Raw genomic sequence first — 14,578 nt, forward strand, 5'->3', positions numbered from 1 at the left:
AATTAAAATGAACGAGCCAAAACATCGAGAAAGTTCACGGGAATTTGCCTATCGTAATTTAAGAGAAATGATCGTCAATATGGAATTAAAGCCAGGCGATAAAGTCAGTGAAACGGAATTAGGTACATTATTAGGTATTAGCCGAACACCAATCCGTGAAGCCTTAATTGATCTTGAGAAAAGCGGTGCAGTTAAAGTCGTATCACAAAAAGGAACTTTTATTTCTTTTATTGATCCTTTTCTTATTGAAGAGGCTCGTTTTTTACGTTTGACCCTAGAAAAGGAAGTAGCCTCATTGCTGTGTGAAGAGCAATATCATAAAGATCTTTATTTATTAGAAGATAATTTGAAATTGCAAGAATTCTACTTACAGAATGAGAATTATGAAAAATTTTTAGAGTTAGATAATGAATTCCATCATTTATTTTTTCGATTGACGAACAAAGAAAATATTTATGCATTGATGAGAGGGCTAAATATTCATTTTGACCGTGCAAGAATTTGTATTTTTAAAAATAAGCCTTCTTTTACCACTTTAGAAGAACATAAAGATATTTTAGCGGCGATCCGAAAGCAGGATAAAGAAAGCGTAAAAGCCTGTATTGAGAAACACCTTTATCGATATGTTTTAGATAAAGATCACTTTGAGAAAGAATATAGCCACTATTTTAAACGCTCACTTTAGTCTATTTCACTATAAGTATATTTGGTTATTTTTTATGTGATAGTGATCACAAGTTGATTAAATACCACTATTTATGGAACCGGTTCCATGATAGATTAATGACGTTTTTTGGGAGTATTCACTAAAACTTAGATAAGGTAACTTTTTATGAAAAAACTATTCATATGTTTGATTCCGTTCATGGTGGCAAGTTGTAGTGAGCCTAGTGCGACGGCTGAAACTGGGGCGGGGCAGTCTGTAAAACTAGTGGCGGCTCATAACCAAACGAATCTTTCTAGCCCATATCAATCCGGTATGCTGAAATTAAAAGAAGAAGCTGAAAAGTCAGATCAGATTCAAGTGGAAGTGCATGCGGGGACTATCGGTACAAATGAAAATGAATTGGTAGAAAAATTGGTATTGGGTGGGGCAGATATTGTTTTGGTTTCACCAGGTTTTATGACCTCAGCCGGTATTGATGAAGTGGATCTATTTTCTTTATTGTACTTATTTAATGATTATGCCCATTGGGAAAAAATTGTTGATAGTGAAATTGGACAAAAAATAGCGGATATTATTTATCAGAAATCCGGCAATAAATATCGTGTGTTGGGATACTGGAGTGCTGGGGTAAGACATTGGTATGGTAAAAAACCAATTACTGTGGTGGAAGATGCGAAAGGGTTGAAAATTAGAACGCAGACATCTGGGGTGGTGTCCGATTTTTGGACTGCTATCGGAGCTGTTCCAACCTCAGTCGCTTGGGCTGAGCTATATCAAGCTTTGGCGAGTAATGTGGTAGATGGTGCAGAAAATGCTTATCCTTATTTGGTGCCAATGGAACATCATCGGACGACAAATGGTAAATATATTTCTGAGACTGCCCATGATTATACGACGAGATTTTTACTGATTCGAGCAGCAACATGGAATAAATTGAGCGATGAGCAGAAAGCCGTACTGGAAGCAGCCGTAAAAGAAGCGACGAGAATTGAACGCAATGCGATTTATGCGGAGGAAAATCAGTATAAAGAAAAAGCCATTGCTGATGGCGCGGTGGTAAATGCTGTGGATAAAACGCCGTTTAGCCAAGTCGCGAAAGCAGTTCAAGACAAATGGGCTGCACAGCATGAAGGTATGACAGAAATATTAAATCAAATTCGTCAGACCCAGTGAATAAGGTAAAGGTGACATTATGCAAAAATTAATTGATTACTTAGAACGAATGCAATTGATCTTGGGGACGGTATTTCTAGTGGTTTTTGTATCTGTTACCTTAATTCAAGTCATTACGCGTTATTTAGGAATTAGTGCCACTTGGACTGAAGAGGTCTCGGTCAATACGTTTATTTGGTCGATGTTGTTGGGGGCAGCAGTCATGGTGAGAAAAAAACAGCACTTTAGTTTCAATTTGTTAGATAACTTTTTCTCACCAAGAAATAAGCACTTATTTATTATTTTTCAGAATGTCATTATTTTGATCTTTTGCCTATTATGCACGCTATACAGCATGGAAATTACACAAACCTTTTGGCATTCTCGCTGGGTAACCATTCCGAGTTTAAAGCAAGGCTATGCTTGGCTTATTTTGCCGATTACTTTTATTTCTATGAGCATTTATTTGCTAGAAGATATTACTCATCAAACCATTAAATTAGTAAGAGGAAATTAAACCATGACATTATTATTAGTGACCTTATTATTTATTTTATTGGTTATTATTGGTATTCCTATTGCTTTTTCTATCAGTATCGCGGCGTTGGTGGGAATTAGCTCGGTAAGCGGTATTCCGAATACGATGATCCCGATGAAAATGTTTTACGGTCTGAATTCTTACGTGTTGTTAGCGGTTCCTTTGTTTGTATTAACGGCCACTATTATGAATCAGGGAAATATTTCTCGAAAACTCATTGATTTTTCTTTAGGGATTGTAGGACGTTGTCCGGGCGGATTAGGGCATGCTAATGTGATGGTCTCCATGTTGTTTGCTGGGGTGAGTGGTTCTTCCCAAGCGGATACGGCTGGAGTAGGTAAAATTTTAATCCCAAATATGATTGAAAAAGGCTACAGCAAAGAAATGGCTGTCGGAGTAACTGCCGCTTCTTCTACGATTGGTGGCATTATTCCGCCTAGTATTACGATGGTCATTTATGGGGGGCTGACGAATACTTCTGTTGGACAATTATTTGTGGGAGGAATCTTACCGGGTATTTTCATTGGGCTTGGTATGATGGCATTTATTTATTATGTGGCGATTAAACAGTCTTTGCCAAAAGAAAATAAAATGCCTTGGCATGTGTTTTTTCAATTGTTCAAAGATTCCATTCCCGCATTAGTGACACCGTTAATCATTATTTTGGGGATTGTATTCGGTATTTTCACCCCGACAGAAGCGGCCGCATTTTCAGCGGTATATGCTTATTTTGTCAGTGCCTATTATTATAAAACGATCACTTATAAAGATCTGCCGAAAATATTAGTCGAAACCTTAAAATTAAGCTGCTTATCTTTGTTTGCATTAGCTGCTGCGTCTGCTTTGGGAGAGTTTTTAGGGTATTTTCGAATTAATATGGTTGTAGCGGAATTTTTTAATCATTTTGGCAACAGCCAATATCTCTTCTTAGGATTAATTATTTTATTTTTCCTCTTTATTGGCACGTTTATGGACGCGATCCCTGCAATGGTATTGTTTGTTCCTGTGATTTATCCTGTCGCACAAGCATTGGGTATCGATCCTGTTCAATTAGGCGTTATCATTATTATCACATTATCTATTGGTTTAGTGACACCGCCTTATGGATTGTGTTTATTGATAGCAAGTGTAATTGGTGATCTACCGATTGGCCGTTCATTTAAAGCTGTATTGCCTTATATTATCGTGATCTTATTTGTGTTAGCACTTGTTGTATTTGTACCATCTATTTTATTAACGGATATGTTGTTATGACGTTAACCAAGAAAGCGACGATTAGCGATGTCGCCAAATTAGCTAAAGTCGGGAAAACTAGCGTGTCTCGCTATTTAAATGGGGAGTTTAAAGTGTTGTCTGAAGATATACAAAGGCGCATTAAACTTGCTATAGAGACATTGGATTATAAGCCCAGTCGTTTGGCCAGTGGCATGAAAAAAGGTAGAACCAAGTTGATTGCGCTTGTTTTTGCGGATTTAAGTATTTCTTATGCGATGGAAATCATGCGCGGCGTTGAAACAGCTTGTCGGGAGAATGATTACACTTTGTTGGTTTTTAATGCCAATAATGAAAGTGAGCAAGAGAAAAAGATTTTACAACTCTTGACGAGTTACCAGGTTGAAGGGGTGATTATTCAAGCTTTAAGAACTCATGATCATAATTTTTATGATTTTAATTTACCGATGGTATCCATTGATAGAGCAATTCATGGGTGTGAAACGGATCTAGTGCATCTTGATAATATCCAAGCAACAAAACTGGCGGTAACACATTTAATTGAAAATGCGTTCGAACAGGTGTTATTTATTACGGAAAAAATTGAAGATATACAAGCGCGTCAACAGCGTTCAGAAACATTTTATCAATTGATGCAAAGTTATCCCCAATGTAAGGGAGAGATTATTGAAGTTTTAGATATTTCTCAACCGCAGCAAATTGATCCCATTTTACAGGCATTTTATCAATCAGGGCAGGGGAAAAAACAAGCGATTTTAGCGGTGAATGGAGTGGCAACATTAAATACAGCGCTTGCCTTGAAACGTCTAAATATCGAATGGGGGCGTGACATCGGATTAATTGGATTTGATGATCCGAATTGGGCTGCGGTACTTGGTGATGGGATTACTACGATACGTCAACCGACATTGGATATTGGATATTGTGCTTTTGAATTGCTATTGAAACGAATACAAGGTGATCGTTCTAAATTTAAAACAGTACTCTATCCAGGAGAATTAATTGTCCGAAAATCTACAATATTGTGAGGTAAATTATGCAACAATCAGATCTTGATATCATCACATTTGGCGAAGCAATGGCAATGTTTGTGGCGACGGAATGTGGTGAATTATCAGAAGTCTCTTCTTTTGTAAAACGCCCAGCCGGTGCAGAATTAAATGTTGCCATTGGATTAGCCCGTTTAGGGTTCAAAGTGGCTTGGCAAAGCCGAGTAGGGCAGGATTCTTTAGGGGATTTTATTTTAAATGTATTAAAAAAAGAGAAAATTCTGACCGCACTTGTTAGTCGAGATAAGCAATATCCAACCGGTTTTTTATTAAAATCGAAAGTGGAGGACGGTAGTGATCCATTAGTGGAATATTTTCGAAAAGGGTCGGCAGCAAGTTATTTATCGCCGACGGACTTGAATCCTGAGTATTGTTCAAAAGCAAGACATCTGCATTTAACGGGGGTGGGGGCGGCCATTTCGGAATCTTCTTATCAATTGGCATTAGCGCTGGCAGATAACATGAAAGCATTAGGTAAAACGATCTCATTTGACCCAAATTTGCGCCCAAGTTTATGGAAAAATGAAGAGACAATGAAAAATTGTTTAAACCAAATTGCAGTTAAAGCGGATTGGTTCTTACCTGGTATTAAAGAAGGACGGATATTAACAGGGCTCACAACGGAACAGGAAATTGCTGACTTCTATCTGCAACGTGGTGTAAAGGCCGTCATTATCAAATTAGGAGAACAGGGCGCGTATTTTAAAGACAATCAAGGGGAACAAGGTTATGTTAACGCTTGTTTGGTTGAACATGTCGTGGATACGGTTGGCGCGGGTGATGGATTTGCGGTTGGCGCAATTAGTGCATTATTGGAAGGCAAAAACTTGCACCAAGCAGCATTAAGAGGCAATAAGATCGGTTCATTGGCTATTCAAGTTATCGGTGACAGCGAAGGTTTGCCGACACGTGAACAATTAGGGGCATTTTAGGCGGTGAATCAATGAAAAAGAATATTGTACTGTATAAAAAAATACCACAAGAACAACAACATCGCTTAGCGCAGCATTTTAATGTTACTGCATTTGATGAAGTCAACGAAGAAAATTATGCGGAGTTCATCGAAGCCCTTAAAACCGCAAATGGATTGATTGGGTCTAGCTTGGAGCTGCCTGAAAAAATTTTAAAAAATGCACCGCACTTAGAAGCCATTTCAACCATTTCTGTGGGTTATGACAATTTTGATCTTGCTTATTTAAATCAACAGGGTATTCGTTTAATGAATACACCCAATGTATTGACAGACACGACAGCTGATATGTTATTTATGCTCGTGTTAATGACAGCGCGTCGAGCCGTAGAGTTGTCTTCGCTCGTACAGGATGGAAAATGGAAAAATAGTATCGGCAGCGAATATTACGGCACAGATGTACATCATAAAACCATCGGCATTTTAGGCATGGGACGTATCGGACAGGCTTTGGCGAAACGCGCTTTTTGTGGTTTTGATATGCCTGTGTTGTATATGAGTAATCGTCCGAATAAATTTGTTGAACAGCATTATCAGGCAAAACATTGCAGTTTAGATGAGCTGCTCCAATTAGCAGATATTATTTGTATTACTTTGCCATTAACAGAGAAAACGGAAAAGCTGATTAGTCGGGAAAAACTAGCGCTGATGAAAAAAACGGCGATTTTGGTGAATGGTGCGAGAGGCAAAATTATTGATGAAGCCGCATTGATTGAAGCATTGCAAAATAACCAAATTAAGGCAGCGGGGCTTGATGTATTTGAACAAGAACCGTTGGCGACAACTTCGCCATTATTACAACTACCCAATGCTGTGTTATTACCACACATCGGTTCAGCGACAACAGAAACTCGATTAAAAATGGTGGAATGTGCGGTAGATAATTTGATTGCTGCATTGGAATCTGAGCCACCGATAAGTAACTGGGTTAACCCAAATGTTAAGTAAAAATATAAGGAAACATTATGTCATACACTACACAACAAATTATTGAAAAGCTACGTGAATTCAAAGTGATTCCTGTGATTGCATTAGATAATGTGGAAGATATTTTACCATTAATGGACACGTTAAGCGAAAATGGCTTACCGGTAGCGGAGATTACTTTCCGTTCAGAAGCCGCAGAAGGGGCAATTCGTTTATTACGTCAACATAATCCCGATATTTTGATTTTGGCGGGCACAGTTTTAACGGCTGAACAGGTGGTTGCTGCGAAAAATGCTGGGGCAGATGCCATTGTCACACCGGGTTTTAATCCGAAAATTGTGCAATTATGCCAAGATTTAGGGCTACCGATTGTGCCGGGCGTAAATAATCCAATGTCGATTGAAGCGGCGTTAGAAGTAGGAATTTCAGCGGTGAAATTTTTTCCAGCGGAAGCCAGCGGTGGGGTGAAGATGATTAAAGCCTTACTCGGGCCTTATAGCCACTTGCAAATTATGCCGACTGGGGGAATTGGGCCACATAATCTTAAAGACTATCTTGCTATCCCGAATGTGGTTGCCTGCGGTGGTTCTTGGTTTGTGGAAAAATCGTTGATTAAAGCGAAAAACTGGGACGAAATCGGACGATTAGTCAGAGAAGTCGTGGATAGATAGTATTTGCAGAAATAGGGCAATATTGCCCTATTTTTTATCTAAACCAATTTTATTTTTCTTTCCAATAACCAATCCATTCCTTTAATAGCTGCATATTGGCATTTAATGCGGCACTTTGTGGAATAAAATGCATGAACTTTATGCCATAACTTTGTGGGGGAAGGCCTTGCCCAACACTTGCAGGGAATACTTGAAACCCTTGTTGTTCAAAAAGTAATTTAGCCCGTTGCATGTGCCATTGATTCGTGACTAAAATAATTTTGTTAATGTTTGATTTTTCTAGGATTTTTTTACTCAATACAGCATTTTGTTTAGTGTTTAATGCCTGTTCCTCTAGCCATTTGACGGGGGTGTGAAAAAACTGTTCAAATTCTCTAGCCATCACTTTTGCTTCGGAATTGCCGTTGGGGCTTGCGCCTGTAACCAATAACGGTAAATGGGTTTCTTGATATAAATAAGCGGCATAGCGCATGCGTTCCAAAGCAATTGCAGGAACAGTAAGCGAGCTGTAAAGCTCTTTGTTATCACGCAGTCCGGCACCCAAAACCACAATAGCTTGCGCTTGGCGATAATCTTGTATGGATAGATGATCTTCATGCACGAGCGTTTTACTGAGTGTTTCTGTTGTATAGGGGATACTCACGATATACAGTAAACTTGCGCTTAAAAGTGCGGTAAATAAACTTAATTTTTTATATTGGAGTTTGAGCAATAAGAGGGATAGCAGCCAAAGAATCAGTATATTGGCAGGCGGAAGAATTAAGGTGCTAATCAAACGAGTTAATTCAAACATAATTTTTTATTTAAGAGATAACATAGGAATATTATTCATAATTTATCATTGGAAATCAAATGAACTTCATATTCTTCTAAATGTCTAAATAATGAATTTTTCTTGTAGGTTTAAGGTGTTAAAGCTATGATAACGCCTTTAAAAATTTTGTTTAATAATAAAAATGGTTTTCTATGAATAGTGTGTTAACTTCTCTTAAACACCAATTGCACAAAATAGTGGATTTAATTCCGGATAAAAATGATGTGTTATATTTTGATTACCCGCTACATTTAAATGTAGGGGATTTATTGATCTATGCGGGTACAGAACAGTTTTTTCGTGACTATCAGATTCATGTTCGTTTAAGACGTTGTTTTCAGGCTTTTGATATTGATGAAGTAAAGAAATATGTCAATCCCAATACGACTATCCTGTGTCACGGGGGAGGGAATTTTGGTGATTTATATCCAGCCTTACAGCAAATGCGAGAAGCGCTCGTTCAGACATTTCCACATAATCGGATTATTGTATTACCACAAACGGCTTTTTTTTCTAATGATGGTGCAATGAAAAAAGCGGCAGCGATTTTTGCTCAACATAAACACTGCTATTTATTTGCGCGTGATTTGCCGACGTTTAATCTTATGCAAAATTTTTCACAACATGTGCAGCTGTGTCCGGATATGGCACATCAGTTGTACGGCGTATTACCTGTTAGAGAGGAAATGCAACGAAGTGCGGTTAAAAATAATAAAGTTTTATACTTTTTGCGTAAGGATATTGAGGCAAGCCATATTGAGAAAAATATTCAGGCACAATTACATTCAGATGAAATAGTGAAAGATTGGGAAGATATTCTAACGACGAAAGATATTAAAATAGAAAAATATTATAGTAAGCTTGCTAAATTAGCGAATAAATTGCATTTTACTTGGTTAAAAAATAAGATTAATGAGCAATGGTATCAATATGCGAATGCGGTAATTACCCGTTGTTATACGGAGTTTTTACGTTATGATGTCGTGGTAACAAGTCGGTTGCATGGGCATATTTTTTCTTGTTTATTAGGTATTCCTAATCAAGTTTGCGATAATTCATACGGTAAAAATAGTGGATATTATAATCAATGGACGAAAGAGATTGATTATAGTGAACGTTATGAAAACTGATCGTAATCTTTTTACATTAATCTTTGTGACCTTTGCGAGTTCGCTCTTGATGATGGCAAGCTCGTTCCTGCTCGCTCGTCTATTATCAGTGGAGGAGCGCGGCGTATTCCAATTGTTCATCACTTCTGTTACTTATCTTGCCACGCTAAGTTGTGGTGGTGTCGGGTTTGCCCTTACGCTTTCAATGCGTCAAAAGCAATATTGGCATTGGCAGCGCTATCTTGCTATTTTCTTGCTTTATGCTTTGTTGGCGAGTTTCGTGGCTTTATTTGTGTTGGAATTGCATGATTTTACTCTATTGTTCATACTAAACGTGTTATTAACGGCTATTTTTAATATCACTTTAGAAAAAAGCAAAATAGATTCACAGCTGAAAACCTACCGCACTTTAGTGTTGCAGCAGCCACTGTTTGCGGTGCTATTATATGGTATCTGTTATTGGCTTTTGGGGGAGCAATCATTAGGCGTAGTCATTCAGTTATTAACGGTCATCTCTATTATTCAATCCTTATTTTGTCTATTTTATTTGCAACGTATTAGCAAAAAATTCACGAGCCAGCATGGTAATGAGCTGCAACCTATTGATCGATCTTTCTTTTTTACAACATGGCTCAAACAAAATTTATTTCAATTGTTTGGTGCAACAGTGACCAATATTGATAAATTTCTCATTGCCGCGTTAATGAATAGTTATACTCTGGGGTTATATAGCGTGTGCATTGCTTTTGATGCGCTTGCCACACGTTTTATTAATATGTTAGTGGATTATTATTATGCTGGCCTATTGAATAAACTTGATCGACTAAAATTGGTATTAGCAATCATGGCGTTAATGAGCCTGGCTACGTTAATTTTAGTCCCATTATTCGCTGAGCCGGTGGTGCGTTTCTTTTTTAGTGAACGTTATATTGAAGTGGCCCCAACTTTGGTGTTATTTATTTTGAATGCCATTCTTGCCGGGCTTTCTTGGGTGTTGTCGCAAAAAATGCTTATTTTAGGTAAGCAGGTATTATTATTTACGCGTCAAGTGATTTCATTGGTCGTATTCATTGGATTATTTTACCTATTTAGAGAACAGCAATTACTTGGTGTGGCTTATGCGCTAATTGGTGGTAGTTTGACTAGATTGGTGATTTCATTGATTTATTATTATCAATTTCCATTGAAGGATTTGGCATAATCAGCAATAAAATAAAAAGTGCGGTATAAAATGAAAAAATTTTTAGTTTCTTTAGATAAAGATGTAGCGAGAAGAGAGTTATTCTTTGCGCAGCCAGACACGCAAAATTTTGAGGTGTTCAGCGCCATTAATACAATGAATGAAACAGAAGAAACCCTAGCGCAGCGCTTTGATTTAACACAGTTTGAGCAACATTATGGGCGGAAAGTCACGAAAGGCGAGGTAGGGTGTACGTTAAGCCATTTAGCGATTTATCAGAAAATTGCCGATAATTCAGCCATTGCTGAAGATGAATTTTGCTTGATTTGTGAAGATGATGCGTTATTTGCTGAGAACTTTCAATCTGTAATTGATGAAATTATCCAACAAAATATACAAGCCGATATTATTTTAACGGGACAATCTAAAATTCTTCAATTTAATGATATTGAGTTGGAAATTAATTACCCCATTACCTTTGAAGTTTTAAGCCCGAAAATTGGCAATACAAATTATTGTTATGCTTTCCCTTATAAAAATTATTTCGCGGGTACGGTATGTTATTTAATTAAAAAAAGTGCGGTTAGAAAATTCTTAATATTTTTAACCCAGCATAAAGCCTATTGGTTGGCAGACGATTACCCTTTATTTGAACAGCAATTTGCAATGCAAACGCGAGTAATCAGACCTTTATTAGCTATAGAAAATCCAGACTTAGTCAGCAATTTAGAAAGTATTCGGGGATCATTAAATAACAATCTTTTTAAAAAATTAGTGAAATATCCATTGAAAAAAGCCTTAGCTATAAAACGTAATTTAACATGATGAGCAGTGCAATTAATTTATTTTATCTTTATGATCCTTGGGTAATGCACGTTATCCGCATGAGCTTTGTAATGGGCATAGTCGCATTCGGCTATCTTTTCTATTTGTGGAAAACCCAAAAAATTGATGGGATCAAAGTGCCAATGGATAGCTTTATTGCTATTTTTGCGTTAATAGTACTATCAATTATTCCTTTGCTTATCAATGGCACGAAAGAATTAGGTGTTTTGATAATGTACGTTAAAACCTTACTGTTATTTAGCTTTGGGGTGATGATCTATAACGCATTTTATCGGACGGCAAATTCTCAGGGGCAATGTGTTCGAGATCTAGAGCGAGGGGTGATTGCACAAGCAATAATGGGGCTATTGGCTTTAACAGGTATAAGCCTTTTTGTGGACATTGCCTTAGGCACAAATACAAGTGCCATTTTGCCTCGCTTTGCAGGATCAGAGCAAGAATATCGTTTGTATAATATTACCTCATCGGCCTTTTTCCAATTGAGTGCGTTTTTTGTGGTACTACTGCATTTTTGGTTGGCCTATAATGAAAAAACAAACCGACAGCAGGGCATTTTTCTGTTACTGATTTTATTTATTGGTGTGATGTCGGGCAGAACTTTTTTTGTGCTTTCGGCGTTGAGTATTTTGCTCTATTTTAAATGGCGGTATGTGCCTTATTTAATAGTATTTGTTGCGATTGTGCTGGGATTGGCGATTTATCTTCCAGACAATCGTTATGTGGAACATGCTTTAGAACCAGTGATCAATATTTTATCTCGAGTGATGTATAACGTCGGGGATTGGGGTGACACTGATTTCTCTCAAATTAGTTCATCTACCGATACATTAATGCAAAAACACCTGTTTATGCCAGAGCTCAAGCAACTGTTAATGGGTGACGGTTATTATTATACGCCTGATTTTCGTTATTATGGCGGTTCGGACTCAGGTTTTATCCGTCAGGCTTTATATGGCGGGGTGGGGTATATTTTGGTGTGTTTTTTATTCACCGCTTATTTTGTAAAACGTATTGCAGATAACTGGTTTGAAGGTAGTTGGAAGTTTACGCTTTCTCTTTTATTGATATTGAGCGTGTTAAATATTAAAGCAGATACGTACGCATTTCCCGGCATTATGTTGGTATTATTAATGTTTTTATCTTTATTCGGTTCACATGGCAAAATGCTTGTATTGTTTAAGCAATCTGAGGCAAAAAATGTTTAGTATTATTGTTCCTTCTTATAACCGTAATGCAGAAGTACAAGCGTTATTGCATAGCCTTGAACAGCAAACGGTGAAGAATTTTGAGGTTGTGATTATTGATGATTGTTCGCCACAAGCGGTTGAAATTCATGAAAAATTCACTTTTCCTGTAAAACTGTTCCGTAATGCTGTCAATCAAGGGGCAGCAGGAAGTCGCAATATCGGGGCAGAGCAGGCGAGCAACGAATGGTTACTTTTTTTAGATGATGATGACCGTTTTGATGATCGCAAATGTGCTTTACTCGCCAAAGCGATTGAAGAAAATGACACAGCGAATTTGATTTATCACCCTGCAAAATGCGTGATGGTGAATGAGGGTTTTGAGTATATAACAAAGCCAATATTGCCTGAAAACTTAACGTTAGATAATTTATTAATGGCCAATAAAATGGGGGGAATGCCAATGCTAGCAGTCAAAAAATCCTTCTTTTTTGCATTAGGTGGCTTAGAAACCGGTTTAAAATCATTAGAGGATTATGAATTTGTCCTAAAACTGGTTTCATCTCCACAGTTAAATGCAGTTTACCTGGCACAGCCATTGAGTATTTGCACCTTCCACACTAAGCGTGCGAGTGTGTCAACTCATAGCCAAAACACGGAATTAGCATTGAATTTTATTCAGCAACGTTATGTGAAAACGGTAATACAGGCAAAAAATTTCGCTCTCAATTCACTTTATATTTTGTCTTATCCTTATGCGATGAGTTTATCTCGTCAGGCAGCAAGTTATTATTTTAAAATGTTCCAATTAAGCCATAGTATTAAACATCTAATAATTGCGATGGTAATATGTATTTCGCCTAAATTAGCAATGAATTTAAAAAGGTTTTTGTAATGAATTTTTCGGTATTAATGTCACTCTACTATAAAGAGAAAGCAGTATTTTTAGCACAATGTTTTGATAGCTTACTTCAACAAACAATCAAAGCGACAGAAATTGTTTTGGTTTTTGACGGTGAAATTGGCACCGAATTAGAAAAAACTGTGGAAAAATACACCGCACTTTTACCACTAAAAATAGTGCGCTTACCTCAAAACGTTGGTTTAGGAAAAGCGTTAAATGCAGGAATTGAACAATGTAGTTATGAATGGATTTTCCGAATGGATACTGATGACTTTTGCCATCCGGAGCGTTTCGCTAAACAAGTAGCGTACATCCAACAAAATCCAGAAGTCGACATTGTTGGAACACAGTTAGCGGAATTTGAATCTGACCCAGATGTTTTAACAGGAGAACGTAAGGTACCAACAAGTGCGGTAGAAATTGCGAAATTTTCTAAAACGCGTAGCCCGTTTAATCACCCAACGGTGGCCTATCGAAAAAGTATGTTATTAGCATTAGGTGGCTATCAGCATCATCTTTATTTAGAAGATTATAATTTGTGGTTACGAATTTTAGCAAATGGTTATCATGCTGCAAACTTGCCTGAAATCTTACTTTATATGCGGGTTGGTAATGGTATGGTAGGGCGTCGCAAAGGTTGGGCTTATTTCAAAAGCGAATGGCAGCTTGCTCAATTAAAACGAAGCCTGAATTACGATAATAGTATAGTCATTTTTTCCCAATTTTTACTGAGGGGAGCGGTAAGATTGTTACCAACAACTGTATTAACCGCTATTTATAAGAAGTTACACAAATAGCTTGGCCTAATCTTTAGGCAATATATGATATAAAATAAACATTTTGCATAAAATACCGACAAAGAAACAGAAAAAATAAAAAAATTTAAAAAAATGCTAGACAAGCGTATAGGAAACTCTTAATATACGCCCCGCAACAACGCAGCACGCGTTCGTAGCTCAGTTGGATAGAGCGTTGGCCTCCGGAGCCAAAGGTCGCAAGTTCGAATCTTGTCGAGCGCGCCAGAGTCAATGCAACATTTCAATGGTGGCTATAGCTCAGTTGGTAGAGCCCCGGATTGTGATTCCGGTTGTCGTGGGTTCAAGTCCCATTAGCCACCCCATCTTAATCATAATGTAATTAAGATATTCTGTCGGCGAGTAGCGCAGCTTGGTAGCGCAACTGGTTTGGGACCAGTGGGTCGTAGGTTCAAATCCTATCTCGCCGACCACTTTCTTATGCTTCTAAATATATAGAAGAGAGTTCTTTAACAATTTATCAGACAATCTGTGTGGGCACTTGTTGATTGACTTAATGTTGAAAGTATTTTTAATTTT

Annotated in this window: 15 protein-coding genes and 3 tRNA genes; 17 read left to right on the forward strand and 1 reads right to left on the reverse strand. The window is 37.5% G+C overall.

Annotated elements, in window-relative coordinates:
- Nucleotides 1–7 precede the first annotated feature (7 nt).
- The 8 genes from CVP05_RS08125 to CVP05_RS08160 all read left to right on the forward strand — a co-directional run bounded on the left by CVP05_RS08125 (nucleotide 8) and on the right by CVP05_RS08160 (nucleotide 7,207).
- Nucleotides 8–685: a GntR family transcriptional regulator gene (locus CVP05_RS08125; protein ID WP_100289071.1), complete on the forward strand. Its 678-nt coding sequence runs from the start codon at nucleotides 8–10 to the stop codon at nucleotides 683–685.
- A 147-nt stretch (nucleotides 686–832) separates the two neighbouring features.
- Entirely contained in the window at nucleotides 833–1,840 is a 1,008-nt protein-coding gene (locus tag CVP05_RS08130; RefSeq protein ID WP_100289072.1) for a TRAP transporter substrate-binding protein, read from the forward strand.
- Between the two features lie 19 nt (nucleotides 1,841–1,859).
- Nucleotides 1,860–2,336 carry a TRAP transporter small permease gene (locus tag CVP05_RS08135; RefSeq protein WP_100289073.1) on the forward strand — a complete coding sequence of 159 codons (477 nt, stop codon included), beginning with the start codon at nucleotides 1,860–1,862 and terminating at the stop codon, nucleotides 2,334–2,336.
- 3 nt (nucleotides 2,337–2,339) lie between these two features.
- Nucleotides 2,340–3,611 (forward strand): TRAP transporter large permease, encoded by a 1,272-nt coding sequence (locus CVP05_RS08140; protein ID WP_100289074.1) that lies wholly within the window; start codon nucleotides 2,340–2,342, stop codon nucleotides 3,609–3,611.
- The gene (locus tag CVP05_RS08145; RefSeq protein ID WP_100289075.1) at nucleotides 3,608–4,618 is read left to right on the forward strand and encodes a LacI family DNA-binding transcriptional regulator; all 1,011 of its coding nucleotides are present in this window, start codon (nucleotides 3,608–3,610) and stop codon (nucleotides 4,616–4,618) included. The genes CVP05_RS08140 and CVP05_RS08145 overlap by 4 nt, the downstream gene beginning before the upstream one ends.
- 8 nt (nucleotides 4,619–4,626) lie before the next feature.
- Nucleotides 4,627–5,571: a sugar kinase gene (locus tag CVP05_RS08150; RefSeq protein ID WP_100289076.1), complete on the forward strand. Its 945-nt coding sequence runs from the start codon at nucleotides 4,627–4,629 to the stop codon at nucleotides 5,569–5,571.
- Nucleotides 5,572–5,582: 11 nt separating this feature from the next.
- On the forward strand, nucleotides 5,583–6,557 hold the full coding sequence (locus tag CVP05_RS08155) for an NAD(P)-dependent oxidoreductase (RefSeq protein WP_100289077.1): 975 nt from the start codon (nucleotides 5,583–5,585) through the stop codon (nucleotides 6,555–6,557).
- A 17-nt stretch (nucleotides 6,558–6,574) separates the two neighbouring features.
- Nucleotides 6,575–7,207 (forward strand): bifunctional 4-hydroxy-2-oxoglutarate aldolase/2-dehydro-3-deoxy-phosphogluconate aldolase, encoded by a 633-nt coding sequence (locus CVP05_RS08160; protein ID WP_100289078.1) that lies wholly within the window; start codon nucleotides 6,575–6,577, stop codon nucleotides 7,205–7,207.
- Nucleotides 7,208–7,256: 49 nt separating this feature from the next.
- Here the strand turns inward: CVP05_RS08160 and CVP05_RS08165 are convergent, their stop codons facing one another.
- Nucleotides 7,257–8,000 (reverse strand): YdcF family protein, encoded by a 744-nt coding sequence (locus CVP05_RS08165; protein ID WP_100289079.1) that lies wholly within the window; start codon nucleotides 7,998–8,000, stop codon nucleotides 7,257–7,259.
- Nucleotides 8,001–8,173: 173 nt separating this feature from the next.
- On the opposite strand from CVP05_RS08165, the gene CVP05_RS08170 reads away from it, so the two are divergent.
- From CVP05_RS08170 to CVP05_RS08210, 9 genes are all read left to right on the forward strand, one after another.
- Complete coding sequence (locus CVP05_RS08170; protein WP_100289080.1) at nucleotides 8,174–9,151, forward strand: polysaccharide pyruvyl transferase family protein; 978 nt, start codon at nucleotides 8,174–8,176, stop codon at nucleotides 9,149–9,151.
- Nucleotides 9,141–10,331 carry a lipopolysaccharide biosynthesis protein gene (locus CVP05_RS08175; RefSeq protein ID WP_100289081.1) on the forward strand — a complete coding sequence of 397 codons (1,191 nt, stop codon included), beginning with the start codon at nucleotides 9,141–9,143 and terminating at the stop codon, nucleotides 10,329–10,331. Before CVP05_RS08170 ends, CVP05_RS08175 begins: the two co-directional genes overlap by 11 nt.
- Nucleotides 10,332–10,361: 30 nt before the next feature.
- Nucleotides 10,362–11,135: a glycosyltransferase family 25 protein gene (locus tag CVP05_RS08180; protein ID WP_100289082.1), complete on the forward strand. Its 774-nt coding sequence runs from the start codon at nucleotides 10,362–10,364 to the stop codon at nucleotides 11,133–11,135.
- Entirely contained in the window at nucleotides 11,135–12,361 is a 1,227-nt protein-coding gene (locus CVP05_RS08185) for a hypothetical protein (protein WP_100289094.1), read from the forward strand. The genes CVP05_RS08180 and CVP05_RS08185 overlap by 1 nt, the downstream gene beginning before the upstream one ends.
- The gene (locus CVP05_RS08190; RefSeq protein WP_100289083.1) at nucleotides 12,354–13,235 is read left to right on the forward strand and encodes a glycosyltransferase family 2 protein; all 882 of its coding nucleotides are present in this window, start codon (nucleotides 12,354–12,356) and stop codon (nucleotides 13,233–13,235) included. Before CVP05_RS08185 ends, CVP05_RS08190 begins: the two co-directional genes overlap by 8 nt.
- Nucleotides 13,235–14,041 (forward strand): glycosyltransferase family 2 protein, encoded by an 807-nt coding sequence (locus tag CVP05_RS08195; protein WP_100289084.1) that lies wholly within the window; start codon nucleotides 13,235–13,237, stop codon nucleotides 14,039–14,041. The genes CVP05_RS08190 and CVP05_RS08195 overlap by 1 nt, the downstream gene beginning before the upstream one ends.
- A 148-nt stretch (nucleotides 14,042–14,189) precedes the next feature.
- Nucleotides 14,190–14,266 (forward strand) — tRNA-Arg (locus CVP05_RS08200).
- Nucleotides 14,267–14,288: 22 nt separating this feature from the next.
- Nucleotides 14,289–14,364 (forward strand) — tRNA-His (locus tag CVP05_RS08205).
- Between the two features lie 31 nt (nucleotides 14,365–14,395).
- Nucleotides 14,396–14,472: transfer RNA gene (locus CVP05_RS08210), tRNA-Pro, on the forward strand.
- Nucleotides 14,473–14,578 lie beyond the last annotated feature (106 nt).

Source organism: Conservatibacter flavescens, from assembly GCF_002795425.1.
Taxonomy (GTDB): Bacteria; Pseudomonadota; Gammaproteobacteria; order Enterobacterales; family Pasteurellaceae; genus Conservatibacter; species Conservatibacter flavescens.